The sequence below is a fragment of the Bifidobacterium apis genome (assembly GCF_036986835.1).
Lineage (GTDB): Bacteria > Actinomycetota > Actinomycetes > Actinomycetales > Bifidobacteriaceae > Bombiscardovia > Bombiscardovia apis_A.
Window position 1 is genome coordinate 744,153 of sequence record NZ_BTXD01000002.1, and the last position, 16,132, is coordinate 760,284.

General features: G+C 59.5%; 11 protein-coding genes and 1 tRNA gene. 4 read left to right on the forward strand and 8 right to left on the reverse strand.

The features are described 5' to 3' along the window. Window positions 1-3 precede the first annotated feature (3 nt). The 8 genes from AACP62_RS06730 to AACP62_RS06765 form a co-directional block, all read right to left on the reverse strand. A complete protein-coding gene (locus tag AACP62_RS06730; RefSeq protein ID WP_029677562.1) occupies window positions 4-1,083 on the reverse strand; it encodes a glycoside hydrolase family 5 protein in 1,080 nt (359 codons plus the stop codon). Window positions 1,084-1,292: 209 nt separating this feature from the next. Then, entirely contained in the window at window positions 1,293-3,320 is a 2,028-nt protein-coding gene (yicI, locus tag AACP62_RS06735) for an alpha-xylosidase (protein ID WP_198183512.1), read from the reverse strand. A gap of 74 nt (window positions 3,321-3,394) precedes the next feature. Beyond that, window positions 3,395-4,918 (reverse strand): alpha-L-fucosidase, encoded by a 1,524-nt coding sequence (locus tag AACP62_RS06740; RefSeq protein WP_198183510.1) that lies wholly within the window; start codon window positions 4,916-4,918, stop codon window positions 3,395-3,397. After that, complete coding sequence (locus tag AACP62_RS06745; RefSeq protein ID WP_232342861.1) at window positions 4,905-5,582, reverse strand: SGNH/GDSL hydrolase family protein; 678 nt, start codon at window positions 5,580-5,582, stop codon at window positions 4,905-4,907. The genes AACP62_RS06740 and AACP62_RS06745 overlap by 14 nt, the downstream gene beginning before the upstream one ends. A gap of 247 nt (window positions 5,583-5,829) precedes the next feature. Further along, window positions 5,830-7,581, reverse strand: a complete 1,752-nt coding sequence (locus AACP62_RS06750; RefSeq protein WP_029677558.1) for a type 2 periplasmic-binding domain-containing protein — start codon at window positions 7,579-7,581, stop codon at window positions 5,830-5,832. Between the two features lie 159 nt (window positions 7,582-7,740). Further along, entirely contained in the window at window positions 7,741-9,489 is a 1,749-nt protein-coding gene (locus AACP62_RS06755; protein WP_198183506.1) for a type 2 periplasmic-binding domain-containing protein, read from the reverse strand. Between the two features lie 362 nt (window positions 9,490-9,851). Continuing rightward, window positions 9,852-10,793, reverse strand: coding sequence for a carbohydrate ABC transporter permease (locus tag AACP62_RS06760; RefSeq protein WP_029677556.1), 942 nt, complete (start codon window positions 10,791-10,793; stop codon window positions 9,852-9,854). 19 nt (window positions 10,794-10,812) lie between these two features. Beyond that, the gene (locus AACP62_RS06765) at window positions 10,813-11,784 is read right to left on the reverse strand and encodes an ABC transporter permease subunit (RefSeq protein WP_172636693.1); all 972 of its coding nucleotides are present in this window, start codon (window positions 11,782-11,784) and stop codon (window positions 10,813-10,815) included. Between the two features lie 398 nt (window positions 11,785-12,182). On the opposite strand from AACP62_RS06765, the gene AACP62_RS06770 reads away from it, so the two are divergent. The 4 genes from AACP62_RS06770 (at window position 12,183) to AACP62_RS06785 (ending at window position 16,092) form a co-directional block, all read left to right on the forward strand. Next, the gene (locus tag AACP62_RS06770) at window positions 12,183-12,833 is read left to right on the forward strand and encodes a YesL family protein (RefSeq protein WP_044097609.1); all 651 of its coding nucleotides are present in this window, start codon (window positions 12,183-12,185) and stop codon (window positions 12,831-12,833) included. 185 nt (window positions 12,834-13,018) lie between these two features. Beyond that, a complete protein-coding gene (locus tag AACP62_RS06775; protein ID WP_339347240.1) occupies window positions 13,019-13,744 on the forward strand; it encodes a DedA family protein in 726 nt (241 codons plus the stop codon). A 140-nt stretch (window positions 13,745-13,884) separates the two neighbouring features. Beyond that, window positions 13,885-13,957, forward strand: a tRNA-Ala gene (locus tag AACP62_RS06780). A 245-nt stretch (window positions 13,958-14,202) separates the two neighbouring features. Beyond that, entirely contained in the window at window positions 14,203-16,092 is a 1,890-nt protein-coding gene (locus tag AACP62_RS06785) for a cellulase family glycosylhydrolase (protein ID WP_339347241.1), read from the forward strand. Window positions 16,093-16,132 lie beyond the last annotated feature (40 nt).

Genomic DNA, 16,132 nt, shown 5'->3' on the forward strand with positions numbered 1-16,132 from the left:
TCCCTACCGGCGGTCCGCCCTGGCCTGGGCGAATAAGGAGGCCATGTCCGGGTCGAAGAAACGGCCAGTGGCCCGATCCAGGAAACACATCTCCTTGGTGGAGGTATCCCAGAGGACCGGGCAGGATCCGTTCTCGCGGCAGCAGTTCAGAACGGTCGATATCCACTTGAGGTTGCTGGCGTGGTCCTTCCCGTCCACGGCCTCGGTCAGCAGACCATACTCTCCGATGATCACGGGGATGCCGGCATCGACAAAACGGCGGCGCTGAGTGGCGAAATCCGCCTCCACCGCCTTGATGTCCGCCTCACTGCCCCACTCCTGCCTGGGTTTGCACCAGGTGGTGTCGTGTGTGGCCAGGGCGAAATCGGCCGGTGAGTAATAGTGGATGGATACGATCAGCCGGTCCGCTGCGCTGTCCTTGGGCAGGTGGTAACGGGAATCACAGGTCATGGCCGTGTCGGTGTTGTAACCGGGAATCAGCAGGAAACGGTCGGCGTTGTGCGATCCGCTGGCCCTGACCGTGTCGACGAAGATCTGGTTGAGCCTTTCCAGGAGGACATAGGCCTGATCCCGGTCCATGTCATCGAAACCGATCTCGTTGCCGCCCTCCAGGATGAGGTCCTGCCCGTAATCCTTGAACGTGTCGGCGATCTCACGCCAGAGACCGGCGAATCGCCTGCAGACCCCATCCGGGTCCTTGTCCGCCTTGCGGATCCAAGGGAGGTCGCCCTCACCACCATCGTGATGGACGTTGACGATCACCTTGAGCCCGGCATCCAGGCTCCAGTCGACGGCCCGGCGGACCGCGTTCATCCAGATGGAGTCCACGTGTCCCTCCTCGTCAATCCATTCCACCCAAGTGACCGGGATGCGGATGGTGTCGAACCCGGCCTGCTTGACCAGGCGGGCGCACCCAGGGGTGAAGGGCTGATTGAACCAGAGTTTCTCCTGATCCTCCGGGGTCCAGGTCCGACCCTCCTTTATGGCCCTTTCATGCTCCCCTTGGAGCGGGAAAGCATCGAAGGTGTTGCCCAGGTTCCATCCCAGGCCCAACTGTCTGACGAATTCAAGAGCGGTCGTCATAAACCGTCCACTTCTTTCTGCCGATAAGGCTGTATTGATAAGGGATGCACCGCCTGACAGACAGGGCCGCCGAACGGAGGGAAGCCGACGGACACATGCATCCACTGGAGTTTTCATTTATGCGATCCAGGTCCTCCCCTGACCTGCCGATCCGGGGAGAACCACACCGGGCACAGGGAAGTGCCGGCCGCGTGATACCAGAATCCGCCTCACACGTGGAGGGGGTCGGTACCTGGTCTGACCAGGACCGGCAGGGTGTGGTAGTCGTAGGTCTCCTGGTACCAGCGTCCGGGCTCATAGGTCTTTCCTGTCAGCATGTTGGCCCAGGGTCGGCCCGTGCCCTCATCAGGAACGTAGAAGCGTGCGGTCCCGTCCTCATTGAAGATTGGGGCCACCAGGATGTCGTCCCCCAACATGTACTGGGTGTCGATGTCCTCGCAGGTCGGGTCGCTGGGGAACTCCAGGACCATGGCCCTCATCATGGGCAGGCCCGTCTCATGGGTCTCATGCGACATCTTTATCAGATAGGGCACAAGACGCTGCTTGAGCTTGGCGAACTCACGGGTGACCTCGACGGCCTCATCCCCGTATAGCCAGGGAACCTTGTAGGCAGTGGACCCGTGGTAGCGGGAGTGCGAGGAAAGGAGGCCGAACTGGGTCCAGCGCTTGTAGATGTCGGGGGTGGGCTGGTCCTCGAAGCCGGCGATGTCGTGACTCCAGTAGCCGAATCCGCTCATACCGAAGGAGAGACCGGCCCTCAGGCTTTCGGCCATGGAGGGGTAGTTGGAGGTGCAGTCCCCGCCCCAGTGGACCGGGTAGCACTGTCCGCCCACCGTCGCCGAACGGGCGAAGAGGATGGCCTGGTCGGCCCCTTTCACCTCGACCAGGAGGTCATAGACGGCCTTGTTGTATAGGAGGGTGTAATAGTTGTGCATCTTGACCGGGTCGGAACCGTCGTAATAGACGACGCCCTCGGTGGGGATGCGTTCGCCGAAGTCGGTCTTGAAGCAGTCCACGCCCTGGTCCAGCAGGTGCCTGAGCTTACTCTGGTACCAGGCCGTCGCCTCGGGGTTGGTGAAGTCGACGATGGCCATGCCTGCCTGCCACTTGTCCCACTGCCAGACCTGGCCGTCGGTACGCTTGATGAAGTACCCCTTCTCGGCCCCTTCCTTGAAGAGCTTGGACTTCTGGGCGATATAGGGGTTGATCCAGGCACAGACCTTGAGACCCTTCTGGTGGAGGCGGGCCAGCATCCCTTCGGGGTCCGGGAAGGCGGAGTGTTTCCACTCGAAGTTGCACCATTCCAGGTCGTCCATCCAACGGCAGTCGAAGTGGAAGACCGACAGGGGGATGTCCCGCTCCGCCATACCGTCGACGAACTCGTTGACGGTCTTCTCGTCATAGTCGGTGGTGAAGGAGGTCGACAGCCACAAGCCGAAGCTCCAGTCGGGGACCAGAGGGGGCTTACCGGTCAGATCGGTATAGGTGTTCAGCACCCCTTTGAGGTCCTGGCCGCCGATCACCGAGTATGTCAGCTCCTGGCCGGGGACGGAGAACTGGACCTTGGAGACCTCGTCGGAACCGATCTCGAACTCCACCTTGTCAGTGGAATCCACGAAGACTCCATACCCCCGGTTGCTCATATAGAAGGGGACGTTCTTGTAGGCCTGGGCCGTGCCTGTACCACCATCCTGATTCCAGATGGTGACCGTCTGCCCGTTCTTGACGAAGTTGGTGAAACGCTCGCCCAGGCCGTAGATCTTCTCTCCCACGCCCAGGTTGAGGGACTCGACCACGTGTGGCATGCCATCGTCATCGGTTACCAAGGCCTTGCCCCTCCACGCCGACTTGGTCAGCGGACGGCCCTCATACTCATACTCGAAGTCGATGGCGTCACCCTTGGCGATCTTCAGGGCCAGCCTGCCACTGGTGAAGGTCCATCCCTTCTCACCCTCCTCAATCTTCACCGGGGGATCAGTCCGGTTCAGTGTGAATTGGGGGTCATGGCTGTGATCCTGCCTGTAGTTGATGATCCGGGTGGTGATGATGTCCGGACGAGGAGAGGTGACTTCGATGGTGAGCAGTCCTCCGTCCAGGGTCATGCCCGGGTTCCTGATCACCTGGAAGGGGGCGTAGAGAGTCAGTCTCTTCTCTTCGACGTCCGCGCTGTAGATGTTGGCCGCATATTTGACGTCAAAACCGTCGCGCACAAGCCATTCTCCGTTGAGGAACTTCATGTTTTCCTATCTTTCCTTGTTATTGTCGATCACTACGTCCTCGGCCGGTGACAGAAATTCTGCAGGGCCGAATCTCACTCCACATCAATCCGGATGCCCAGAGGCAGGCCGGTGGCCGTGGTCCCAACGGGATCCTTGAGACCCTGAACCAACAGTCCCCGGTCCGTCAGCTCATAGCTGACCGGTCCTGCACCCAACTGACTGACCTGGCGGACGATCCCCTGAAAGACCGACCCCTCCTTGCCTCGTGGAGCAAAGGCCTTGATCAGGGCCCGTCCGTCTGTGGACGGCTTGAGCTGGTAGGCGTAGATAGCGCCTGACGCCGAGGTGAACCGGAAATCCTCAGGAGTGAAGACGGTCTCGGTCTGGTCCGCGAAGGACCCCGCTGCCGGGTGGGTGGGCCCCTCCTGAGCGGCCCACCAGGGGCGGGACCCGTAAATCCCCTCCCCGTTCACATCCATCCAACGACCGATGGATTCCAACATCTCCTCCTCCTCGGGGTCAATGGACCCGTCGGCGCAAGGACCCACGTTGAGCATGAGATTGCCGTTCTTGCTGACCGCGTCGAGGAGGGCAGCCAGGATTTCAGCCACCGACTTGTGCTCCAGGGTGGTTGTGTGGCACCAGGAGTTGCGGGCAATGGCAGTGTCAGTCTGCCAGACGAAGGGAGTGGGGTTGGCGAAGCCGCCGCGCTCCACGTCCACGATGCCCGAACCCCAGGCCATGCCATCCATCTTGTAACAGATGGCGGTCGGGATCCCCCACTCGACGGACCGGTCGTAGTAGTAAGCAGCCAGGCGCTGCAAATAAGGCTTGAAGGCCTCGTGCTGAACCCACCAGTCGAAGTAGAGGAGTTCGGGCCGATAGGCGTCGATCACCTCGCAAACCCGCAGGAGCCAGTCATCCAGGTACTCCTTGGTGGGATAGGGCTTGCTGAAGAGGTCCTGGTTGTCGGGCTCGGGCATGGCAGGCCAGTAGAAGTCGCCCCTCTTCATGGGCTGATGCACATCGCTGTCGAACTCCTGCCCGTGACCCATGAACCACCAGTGCTCAGCCCGGTGGTCGGACAGGGCGAAGTGAAGGCCCTCATCCAGAGTGGCCCGCCGCAGCTCACCGATCAGGTCGCGGTGGGGCCCTTTGTCGAAGGCATTCCATTCCGACAGGTCACTGCGGTACATCTGGAATCCGTCGTGGTGCTCGGCCACAGGCATGTAGTAGCGGGCGCCGGCCCGACGGAAGAGGTCCAGCCACTGGTCGGGGTCGAAACGCTCCGCCTTGAACATGGGGATGAAGTCCTTGTAGCCGAACTCCTTCTGGGGTCCGTAGGTCTTCACGTGGTGGTCGAACTCCGGGTACCCCTTGATGTACATGTTGCGCGAGTACCACTCGTTACGGTAAGCGGGCACGCTGTACAGGCCCCAGTGGGTGAAGATGCCAAACTTGGCATCGGCGAACCAGGTGGGGAGCTCCATGGCGCACAGGGAGGCCCAATCGGCCTTGAAGGCACCCCGGCTGATCTCGGCATCCACCCGCGAAAGGTCATCGGCCCCGACCACGTCTTCACGCAGGGGACGAGGCTCCTGTTCACTTTTCGTCATCGAATGTGGTCCTTTCCCAGTCGAAGCCGACGGCTTGAAGCCAGGTCCGGGCCACCAGCATATGCCCCTCGATCCCGGGGTGGCAACGGTCCATGCTGAGTATGTAGCTGCTCTGTTTCTCGAGGAAGTGGTCCATGGCAGCCTGGACGTCCACGTAGATGGCCTTATGTCGGTCCGCCACCTTCCTGGCTACTTCGGCATAACGGTCGACCATGGCCCTCATCGGATCATCCTTGTTTGGCTCCATCATGAAAGGACTCATAACAATCAGACCCTTGACCCGGGGCTCGGTTCTGCCCAACAGATCTTCGTAAGTGTGTTCGAATTCATCCAGGGAGACCAGGTCCGCCTGGCGGAAGGGACCGTCGAAGTGACGCCAGACGTCGTTGATCCCTATCATGACCGAGACGTAGTCGGGCTTCATGTCGAGCACATCCCTGTCCCACCGGGCTGCCATCAACTTGATGTCGTCCCCGCTGACTCCCTCGTTCATGATCATGAGCTCCCGGTCAGGGTAGACGGCGGTAAGAAGGGCGTGAACCAGGTTGACATAGCCATCACCGAAGGAGCCCCAGCCGGCGGGAATGGCCTTGTAATCACGGTTGACGTCAGTGACCGAGTCTCCGCAGAAGACAATTCTTGAATTCTTTTCAAATGGGAGCATGCAGCTCTCGCACCTCGTTTTCCTTCTCTGTTTTCTATCATTCGCGGCACGGCCCCTGATTGGAACAAAGGCCACATTCATAACCGGTAACCGGTAACCGGAAACACATCCACCGTGTCACCGACATGGCAAGGGGAGCGCGACGGAGGGTGGTTGACCACCCGCCCGGCTAACGCTCCCCCACCGGTACATGCCTGACGATGGGCAGGGTCACCAGAGCTCCCCCGCCTTACCGTCCGGTGCGGAATCAGTTGCCTTCCGCCTTCTCGCGGTTGGCGAACTGCTTCTTGATGTTGACACGGGCCGTGTTCTGATCCTTGGCGTTCTTCATGTCCACATCCAGGACCTGCTTGAAGCCCAGTCCGTCGACCTTGGAACGCATCTCGTCCATCAGGCTGTTGAACTCGTTGTCGTCCTTGGCAAAGACTGCCTTCCAGGAGGTGTTGACGATTTCGGTCTTCACCTGACCACGAAGGGTGGAGATCTGGGAGGACTCATCGGGCTGGATGAAGCTGGAGCCAGGGGCGATCATGAGCTTGTTCGCCTTCTCCAGGTACTGCATGGAGGTCTTGGCCCCATCCATGTGCTCGGACCAATCCTTGTCCAGGGCGGAGTTGCTGAACTGGTCGATGGTGGACTGCCACATGCTGGAGTCATAGGGCTCCTTGGTGTCGGGATCGATATCAGTGGCCAGCTCGGTGGTGAAGTTCAGGGCCGATACACCGTCGGAGTAAGAACCGCCACCGAACTGGGCGGGGACCTTGGAGGACTTGTTGCTCTGGAGCTTCTTGCCGAAGTCGGTCAGCTCGGGCTTGCCGTCCTTGATGTCGAAGTTCATGCCCTTGACACTGCCGGCCATGGCATAGACGCCTTCCTTGGAGTAGAGCCAGTCGATGAAGTTGACCAGGCGTTGCTTGTTCTTGGCCTTGGATCCGACGGCGATGATGGCTGCCCCGCCATTGGGGGTGGCTCCGTAGGAGAAGATCTTCATGTCACCCATGGGGGCCAGCATGTAGCCTTTGCCCTGGGCCTTGTTTTCCGTGGTGTTGTAAGCAGCGGGCCCCAGATAGCTCCAGAAGGAGAAGAGAATCTTGCCCTGCTGGTACTTGGCCGACATGGTGTCGTAGTTCTGGGTAGAAGACTCAGGGTCGACCAGACCCATCTGGTTGGCCTTGTTGAAGAACTGGAGGGCCTTCTCGTACATCCCGCCCTTCTGGGTGACCGACTGGTAGTCGGAGCCGTCGGCCTTGGCCAGGACAAAGCCCATCTCGTCATAACCGAAGTAGGTTGTAGGCTGCTTGGCGTTGTTCATCATGTTGCCGTCCCAATCCTTGAAGAGGGAGAAGGCGTAGACGTTCTTGTCACCGGTCTCGGCCCGGGCCTTGTCCTGCATCTGCTTGAGCACCTGCAGGAAGTCATCCAGGTTGTTGAACTTGGGGTAGCCGAGCTCACGGTAGTAGTCCCAGCGGATGTAGGGGCCGAAAACGGGCTCGTTACCCTCGGAGGGGTCGGTCGGGCTCTTGGTGGAGACGCTCTGCGGCACCCCCCAGACCCCGCTGCTCTGACCCGACAGTTTGTTGAGGGAGTCGGTGGCGGTCTTGTACTTCTTGATGTTCTTGGCATTCTTCAGGTACGGCGTCATGTCCTCGATCAGGTGGGCCTTGATCAACTTGGTCAGTCTGCCATTGCCGGCTCCGGTGATGACCAGATCGCCCAGGTTCCCGGCTGCTGAACGGGTGTCGAAGAGGGTGCTGCCACCACCGGCCACATTGGGCGAGATCATGTTCAATTTAATGTTGAACTTGTCCTTGACCATCTTGGCGAACCAGCCCTTTTGGACGCCCTGGTAGTTGGCGAGGTCGTCGTAGACGTCCACCTTCATCAGGGAGCCGTCGTCCTTCTCATTGGCGGAGTTGCCTCCGCCGCCACCACAGCCGGCCAGGGCCAGCGAGGCTGACAGCACCGCTGCCGTCACCACTGCGAGTTTGCTTTTCTTCATGGTTTCCTTGTTACCTTTCTCTGCCATAGTCTGGTTTTCAGACTCCCTTGGTCGGCTCGGGCCGGTCGTACGACACAGGCCGACCAAGGTGGTCAAGTCTTCATGTGAGGTCCGAATCCCCCGGGAATCCCGACGGGGGCCGGACGCTCATCTTCCTGTTCACTTCTTGTCTTCGAACTGCTTCTTGATGTCCACCCGGGCCGTGTTCTGATCCTTGGCGTCCTTCATGTCCACATCGAGAACCTGCTTGTAGCCCATCCCGTCAACCTTGGAGCGCATCTCATCGAGGAGGGCATTGAACTCGTTGTCATCCTTGGCGAAGGAGGCCTTCCAGGAGGCGTTGACGATCTCGGTCTTCACCTGGCCGCGGAGGGTCTTGATCTGGGAGGACTCATCAGGAGTCACGTAGCTGGAACCTGGGGCCACCATGATCTTGTCGTTCTTCTTCAGATATTCCATGGTGGTCTTGGCCCCGCCCATGTGGGCGGACCAGTCGGTGCTGAGCGGGTCCGTGTTCTTGGCCAGCTGCGAGGGCCACATGCTGGCGTTGTAGGGATAGCCTGTGGAGGGATCCTTGTCCTGGACGATCACAGTCGGGTAGTTCAAGGCCGAGACCCCGTCCTTGTAGGTGCCGCCGCCCCAATCGGCCGGTACATTGGCACCGTTGCCGAAGAGGACCTTCTCGCCGAAATCGGTCAGCTCGGGCTTGCCGTCCTTGACCGTCCAGTTCAGGTTCTTGGGACCAGCGGACCCGCCGGTCTGGGCACCGGAGGCGTAGACCCCCTCAGGCGAGTAGAGCCAGTCGATGAAGTTGACCAGGCGTTGCTTGTTCTTGGCCTTGGAACCCAGAGCGATGAAGGTGCTGCCCCCGTCAGGCGTGGCGCCGTAGGAGAAGATCTTCATATCCTCCAGGGGAGCGATCATGAAGCCCTTGCCCTGGGCCTTGTTGTCCGTGGTGTTGTAGGCTGCCTGCCCCAGCCAGGGCCAGAAGGAGAAGAGAATCTTGCCCTGCTGGTACTTGGCATACATGGTGTCGTAGTTCTGGGTGGTCGACTCGGGGTCGACCAGGCCGGCCTGCGATGCCTTGTTGAAGAACTGGAGGGCCTTCTCATACATTCCGCCCTTTTGGGTGATCGACTGGTAGTCAGAGCCGTCAGCCTTGGCCAGGACGAAGCCCATCTCGTCATAACCGTAGTAGCAGGTGGGCTGCTTGGCGTTGTTCATCATGTTGCCATCCCAGTCCTTGAAGAGGGACATGGCGTAGATGTTCTTGTCGCCGGTATCTGCCCGGGCCTTGTCCTGCATCTGCTTGAGGACATTGACCAGGTCATCCATATCGGCGATCCTGGGATAGCCCACCTCCTTGTAGATGTCCCACCGCACGTAGGGGCCGAAGGTGGGCTCCAGCCCCTCGGAGGGCTCCGTGGGTGGCAGGGAAGTGACCGACCCGGGCACTCCCCAGACCCCGCTGGTCTGCCCGGCCACCTTGTTGAAGGCGTCGGTGGCGGACTTGTACTTCTTGATGTTCTTGGCATTCTTCATGTACGGCGTCATGTCGTCAATTAAATGGGCCTTGACCAACTTGGCCGCCTGCCCGGAACCCGAGCCGGTAATGACGATGTCGCCCAGGTTCCCAGCTGCCGAACGGGTATCGAAGAGGGTATTGCCCCCGCCCGCAACATTGGGGGCCACTATGTTCAGCTTGAGGTTGAACTTGTCCTTGACCATCTTGGCGAACCAGCCCTTCTGGATGCCCTGATAGTTGGCCAGGCCATCGAAGACGTCCACCTGCATGAGCGACCCGTCGTCCTTTTCGTTGGCGGAGTTACCGCCACCACCACAGCCCGCCAAGGCCATGGACACGGTTATGACAGCGGCAGCCACCGCCGTCAGCTTCTTGGCTTGCATGTTTCCCCTTTCCAGACACCGTCCGGCTCCTGGGCCCGTCCTGTCACCTTCGGCAGGTCGGCGGACCGCAGGTCATCGGGAGGGTTCTGACTTCCGCTTACATCCTTGTGGCTTATACGACTGTCTCAACGGCCTGCGAGGCCCTTCTCGGTCCATACGCCCGGCCTCCAGCCCCTGCCCACCGTCGACGACTCCGTGAGCGGTGATGGTCAACCCAGTGGTTGATCTCCTTCGGACCGGCGGGGCCACTGCCGGCCTTGCATCTCTCATCGATTTGTCCTCCTTGATGAATCGACATGAACGCTTCCTGGCCGCCGCGTGGAATCAAGTCCACACGGCGGCGAGGTTGTACCTCCTCTCGATCAGCCCTTGACGGCGCCGAGCATCATGCCCTTGACGAAGTAGCGCTGGAAGAGCGGGTAGATGAAGAGGATGGGCAGGACCACGATGACCGAGACGGTCATCCTGATCGACGACGGGGTCTGCTGGGTGGCCAGGGCCGCCATGTTCAGGGCCCCACCAGCGCTGGCCTTGACTGCACTGGCCAGGGAGCTTGCCTGGTTGATGTACTGATAGAGCAGGTACTGCAGGGAGTAGAGCTTGGAGTCAGTCATGTAGATCAAGGTGTCCTGGAAGGAGTTCCACTGCCCCACGGCCGAGAAGATGGCCACCGTGGCCAGAATCGGCGTGCACATGGGCAGGACGATCTTGAAGAAGACCGTCAATGTGCCGGCGCCGTCCACTTCGGCCGCCTCCTGGAGGGAGGAGGGAATGGACTCGATGTAGGTCTTCACCAGGATGATGTTGAAGGGCTGCACGATGGCCGGCAGGATGTACACCCAGAAGTTGTTGGTCAGGCCCAGGTTCTTCATCGTGATGAACATGGGGATCAGCCCGGCGTTGAAGTACATGGTCACGATGATGAAGCGGTACCAGAACTTGCGGTGCCACATGCCCTGCTGGGTGAAGAGGAAGCCCAGGAAGGCACTGGCCAGTACGGTCAGGGTGGCGCCGATCACGGTACGTCCCAGGGAGACCATGGCCGCTGTGCCCAGACCCTCCAGCTTGAAGACCTCCACATAGTTGCTCCAGTGGACTCCCTTGGGCAGGACGGTAATCTTGCCGGCGGCACTCAGGGTGTTGTCGGAGATGCTGTTGATGATCAGATAGTAGAACGGGTAGACGCAGATGAAGGCGAAGAGGATGAAGAAGGCGATGTTGAAGACATTGAACACCTTCTCGCCCTTGGTCCGCTGCAGGAGGGGAGAAACGCCCTTCGATTCGATTGCCATGCTGTCGCTCATGATTGCTTTCCCCTCACGCTCAGATAATTGACTCGCCACGGGTCCGCTTGGAGGCCCAATTGACCAGGAACAGGAGGACCACGCTGACCAAGGATTTCAGCATGGATATGGCCGTTGCCAGAGAGAGGCTGTTCTGACCCATGCCCACGTTGTAGACGTAGAGGTCAAGCACCTGAATGTGCTTGAGGTTGAAGGCGTTCTGGAAGACGAAGTACTGATCCATCCCGTTGTTGAGGAAGTTGGAGACGCTCAGCATCAGCATGACCAGGTAGGTGGGCATGAGTTGCGGAACCGTGACGTGGATGATCTGCTGGAAGCGGTTGGCACCATCCACCTGGGCGGCTTCGTAGAGTTCGGGGTCGATGCCGGATATGCCAGCCAGGTAGAGGATGGACCCCCATCCCAGACCCTTCCACAGGCTCCACAGGAGCATCTTGAAGTAGGTCCCGCTGTCGGAATCCAGGAAGTGGATGGGCTGTGAAATCAGGTGGATGTTCTGCAGGAGCTGGTTGACCATGCCGGTGGAGGAGAACATGGCGAATGCCACGGCGTAGACCAGGACCCAGCTGATGAAGTTGGGCAGGGTGGTCAGTGTCTGGATGACGTTCTTGAAGTGTTTATTGCGAATCTCATTGAGGCCGATGGCGAAGAACAGCGGGAAGAACGAGGTCAGAATGCCCAGGCCGCTCATCACGAAAGTATTGACCAGGACCTGACCGACCGTATGCAGCTGGGCAGGGTTCTGGACAATCATCTTGAACCACTGGAAGCCGACGAACTGGCTCTCCGACAGTGGGATGGGGGGCTGGTAGTCATAGAAGGCATATACCCAGCCGAGCAGGGGATAGTAACTGAATAGGATGACCAGTATCAGAAAGGGGATGGTCAAGAGGAAGAGGTTGATGCTATGTTTCTTCCTACCGCTTATGCCCCCTTGGCGTTTAGTCTTACCCCGCCGGGTGACCTTCAACGGAATGTCGCCAGTTGACATCCTGCCCTCCTGTCTTTTCCCATAAGCCCGCTCCCTTGCGTTGCCAGCCATGCGCCGTATGTATCCGCTACATCTCGGCGCCGCGTAGATCGTAGTCGGCTTATTTATATGTTTGTAAATAGATTAGTACACCGATTTTACTAAGCTGTCAAGCCGCATTCCCCCGCCAGGCATGTCACCACGTGAGGCAGGACCAGACCGTCGGCACTCCAATCCGACAGATTGGCCAGACTGGGTCAGGACCGGGCACTTTCCCGACAAGCCCGTCCGGCAAACGGTCCTGCAGCCGACGGGGCAGAGGACAGCACGACACGGGGGTTGCCGGACCCACTTTTCTGTCCGCGTCACCGCACCTGCCGGGAGGACCGGCAGGTAGAGTCGAAGAGGAAAGGCGGATCATGCACTTCAACCTCGAAAGCCCCTTCTGGCAGTTCGTGAACACCCTGCTCAGATTCACAGCCTTGAACCTGCTCTTCGTCGTCACCTGCATACCCCTGGTCACGATAGGTCCCGCCCGCAGCGCCCTCTACGGTACGGTCTTCGCCTATGACGACCATGAGGACATCCCCCTCTGCAGACAGTACCTGCAACGTTTCATCCGGGAGTTCAAACAATCCATCGTCGCTTTCATCATCCACGTGGCGCTGGGGGCCATCATCATTTACTCACTGGCCTTTTGGTTGAACATGAAGGGGGCGGCGACCTACCCGGCCCTCATCATCCTGATTATCGGGACCGTCCTACTGGTTCTCTCATACGAGTTCTTCTACCCCTTGCAATCCCGCTATACCAATACGGTCTGGGGTTTCTTCAAGCTTTCCGTGGGGGTTCCCATGGGGATTCCCCTCTACGCCATCTGCCTTCTGGCCATCGACGTGGCCTTCGCCTTCCTCATCTACTCCGTGCCCTTCCTGCGGGTCCTGGTCATCATCTTCGGCTTCTCCTGGCTGGCATATGCCAAGTCGCTGATCTATCTACGGGCCTTCGACCGCTTCGAACGCGGAACCAAGGGAGACACCAAGACTACCTACAAGAACGGTTCCCTGTGAGGTCGTATGGAAGTAGGCGTATGGCTGGCATCCCTTTCACGCGAAATAGGCACAGGGCAAGACCCGAGATGGACAACGGTTGTGTCTTCCTCGCAAGGGTCTGATGAAGACCGACCTGCTGTGGACCAGGCTTGCTACAGTTTGGAACGGTTCGTGTTTCAACATAACAGGACGGTCTTTGGCAAATGGGATTCATACACTGGCTCATCAACCTACTCAAGGATCCGCGCAGCGCCATCGCGGGGTGGATTGCCATGGGACTGGTGCCCACATATGCATTCATCTTCCTGATCATCTTCATCGAGACGGGCGTGGTCTTCATGCCCTTTCTGCCCGGTGACTCCCTCCTATTCGCTGCCGGCGTCTTCGCACACGACCCCACCAGCGGGATGACATTGGACATCCTCCTGCCGGTCGTCTGGCTGGCCCCGATCATCGGCGACCAGAGCAACTACTTCATAGGGCACTTTTTCGGACGGGCCATCATCAGGTCAGGCAGGGTGAAGGCCCTGACCCCGGAACGACTGGCCAAAACAGAGGGAATGATAGACAAGTGGGGGCCCTTGGCCGTATTCCTGGGACGTTTCTTCCCCTTCATCAGGACCTTCATGCCCTTCATCTCGGGAATCTCGGGAATGAAGTGGAGCCGGTTCACTCCCTTCAGTGTCCTGGGGGGCCTGGTCTGGTCCACCCTCTTCACCCTCCTGGGTTACTTCTTCGGCGGCATCCCGGCCGTCCAGGAGCATTTCGAACTGGTCATCATCCTCATTCTGCTCATATCCGTCATGCCGACCATCATCGGGCTGATCAAGGCCAGGGTAGGCAAGGGCAAAAAGGCCGAATCGAAGCAGATGGCCGGTGACCGGGACGAGCTCCAGGAAATCAAGCAGGACGGGAACCTCAGCGACTGAACATGACAACCATCCGGCAGCCGCGGAAACCGCGCCATTGGTTTGTAACACGGAGCCATGGCACAGACCGTCCGGATTGCGTTTGTGCCCACCGTGCGATACAGTACAGTCTGTTGTTCGGCTACGGTCGGGCAACGAATGGGGCTGTAGCTCAGTTGGTAGAGCGCTTCGTTCGCATCGAAGAGGTCGGGGTTTCGACTACCCTCAGCTCCACTTTTCGCCAGTGATTCCGGGCATGCATGCCTGGCCCGTCAGCTGGTTCAGCCTCCGCTATTTATTCTAATGATTGAACTATAATATCTGTATGAGATTCTGCCACGGTTGGCGGGCTTACTGAGACGGCACAGTACGGTTGTGCCGTGCAGCTGCATACTCAGCGCAGCACACAGGAAACATCTGGCAGGCCCTGCCCTGCAGGCAGAGCCTGCCCAGTTACGGAACGGGGGATTGAATTGACAATGAAGCGATTCAGATTATTTATCACGAAGACAGGCAAGACGAGAACGAACGGTTGGGGTCCGGCCCTGACCGCGGCCACGACAGCCCTGACCGCCATGGGGCTGGTCCTGGCACCTGCGGCGAGCGCAGACACCCAAACCCGATCTGGAGCCGACCCAGAGACTGCCGCTGCCTCGACTACCATCCTGCCGAAGACCGGGCAGACGCCCTCTCTCCAGTTCGCCAAGGAGATGGGCAGGGGATGGAACCTGGGCAATTCCTTCGATGCGGTGGACACCAACTGGTCCTCCCCCGATCAGGGCGAACAGGCCTGGGGGAATCCCAAGGTGACCCCCGACCTGCTCAAGGCCGTCAAGGACAAGGGCTACACCAGCATTCGGATTCCAATGACCGTCTACCGGCGATACCAGGATCTGGGCTCGACCAACAAGGACGGCTACCGTTACCTGATCAATCAGGATTGGCTCAATCGGTATCGCCAGGTGGTCGACCAGGCGACCGGACTGGGGATGCACGTTCTGGTCAACATCCATCATGACTCCTGGATCTGGCTGAAGCAGTGGAATGGTCAGGTCGGGGCCAAGGAGGAGGTCATGTTCTCGGATTTCTGGAAACAGCTGGCCAGAACCTTCGCCGACGAGTCGGACAAGGTGGCCTTCGAAACCATCAACGAACCCCAGTTCAACACCTGGGACTACCCGTCCGCCCAGGAGAAGTTGGACAGATTGAACACGGAAGCACGCTCCATCATCCGCTCCGTGCCCGGCAACGAGCACCGCATGATCGTCATGCCCACCCCTTCCACCACCCCTTCTGACGAGTACACCAGGCATCTGGCCTCCCTGATCAAGGGCTTCAACGACCCGTACCTCGCTGCCACGGTCCACTACTACAGTGAGTGGCTCTACAGCGCCAACCTTGGGATCACCGGCTTCGACGAGAGGATCGGCACCGACAACCAGGGCCGCCCGACCACGGCCAGAACCTCGGCCGCCGCCACCTTCAAGACCATCCAGGACAACCTGACCAGTCAGGGCATCGGGACAGTGATTGGCGAGTACGGCCTCCTGGGTTATGACACTGGCAGCGACGTGCTCCAGGAGGGAGAGGAACTCAAGTACTACGACTATATGAACCAGATGGCCCGCCAAGACGGAATTGGGCTCATGCTCTGGGACAACGGCTCCATGATTTCACGTCAGGCCCCATATGGGTGGAAGAGCCCTCGGATCGGCTCCGAACTCCAGGCAGCCATGAGTGCCACCTCCTCCTATGCCACAGGCTCCGACACTATTTATCTTGCTTCCAAGGCTCAATCGGGACTGACCATTCCCCTGGCCCTGAACGGGAACTCCTTCAACTCGATCAAGGGTCTCAAGGCCGGTTCCGACTACACCTACGACGCCTCCTCCCAGACGGTGACCCTGACCGCCTCCTACCTGAACTGGATTCTGTCTGCCCCTAAGGCACCGGCCTACGGTCAGCTGGCCGATCTGACCCTCACATTCACCGCCGGCGCCGACTGGCATGAGTATCTGGTTCGTGCCGGGCAGGCCACCTCCTCGCCCGCCGTTGGACAGCGCAGCGGAATCACAATTCCCATGAACTATGAGGGAAACGCCGTCCGCAGGGTTTCCGCCAAGGAATACGGGCGAGCCGTCGGCCCCAACTCGTCCTGGTGGTCCTATCTGCAGGCCGGTTCCGCCTTCTCCAGTGACAGGAGGGCCGGCACCTTCACCCTGAACGGGAATTTCTTCTCCGACCCCAGCGTGGCTGATGGAACAGTAGAAGTGACCATCGAGTTCTTCAACGGGTCCTCGATCGTGGTCCCAATGACCATTTCATCTGGATCCGTGCAGGCAGGGGCATCGCGCCCGGCCGACCAGTAAGCACAAGGGCGGTATGTGGCAGCGTCCGGCCCCGGACCGA

Excerpts from the sequence above, each read along its gene's own strand:
- AACP62_RS06745 (WP_232342861.1), bottom strand. The coding sequence starts at position 5,582 with ATGCTCCCATTTGAAAAGAATTCAAGAATTGTCTTCTGCGGAGACTCG.
- AACP62_RS06740 (WP_198183510.1), bottom strand. The coding sequence starts at position 4,918 with ATGACGAAAAGTGAACAGGAGCCTCGTCCCCTGCGTGAAGACGTGGTC.
- yicI (WP_198183512.1), bottom strand. The coding sequence starts at position 3,320 with ATGAAGTTCCTCAACGGAGAATGGCTTGTGCGCGACGGTTTTGACGTC.
- AACP62_RS06775 (WP_339347240.1), top strand. The coding sequence starts at position 13,019 with ATGGGATTCATACACTGGCTCATCAACCTACTCAAGGATCCGCGCAGC.
- AACP62_RS06755 (WP_198183506.1), bottom strand. The coding sequence starts at position 9,489 with ATGCAAGCCAAGAAGCTGACGGCGGTGGCTGCCGCTGTCATAACCGTG.
- AACP62_RS06730 (WP_029677562.1), bottom strand. The coding sequence starts at position 1,083 with ATGACGACCGCTCTTGAATTCGTCAGACAGTTGGGCCTGGGATGGAAC.
- AACP62_RS06760 (WP_029677556.1), bottom strand. The coding sequence starts at position 10,793 with ATGAGCGACAGCATGGCAATCGAATCGAAGGGCGTTTCTCCCCTCCTG.
- AACP62_RS06750 (WP_029677558.1), bottom strand. The coding sequence starts at position 7,581 with ATGAAGAAAAGCAAACTCGCAGTGGTGACGGCAGCGGTGCTGTCAGCC.
- AACP62_RS06765 (WP_172636693.1), bottom strand. The coding sequence starts at position 11,784 with ATGTCAACTGGCGACATTCCGTTGAAGGTCACCCGGCGGGGTAAGACT.
- AACP62_RS06770 (WP_044097609.1), top strand. The coding sequence starts at position 12,183 with ATGCACTTCAACCTCGAAAGCCCCTTCTGGCAGTTCGTGAACACCCTG.
- AACP62_RS06785 (WP_339347241.1), top strand. The coding sequence starts at position 14,203 with ATGAAGCGATTCAGATTATTTATCACGAAGACAGGCAAGACGAGAACG.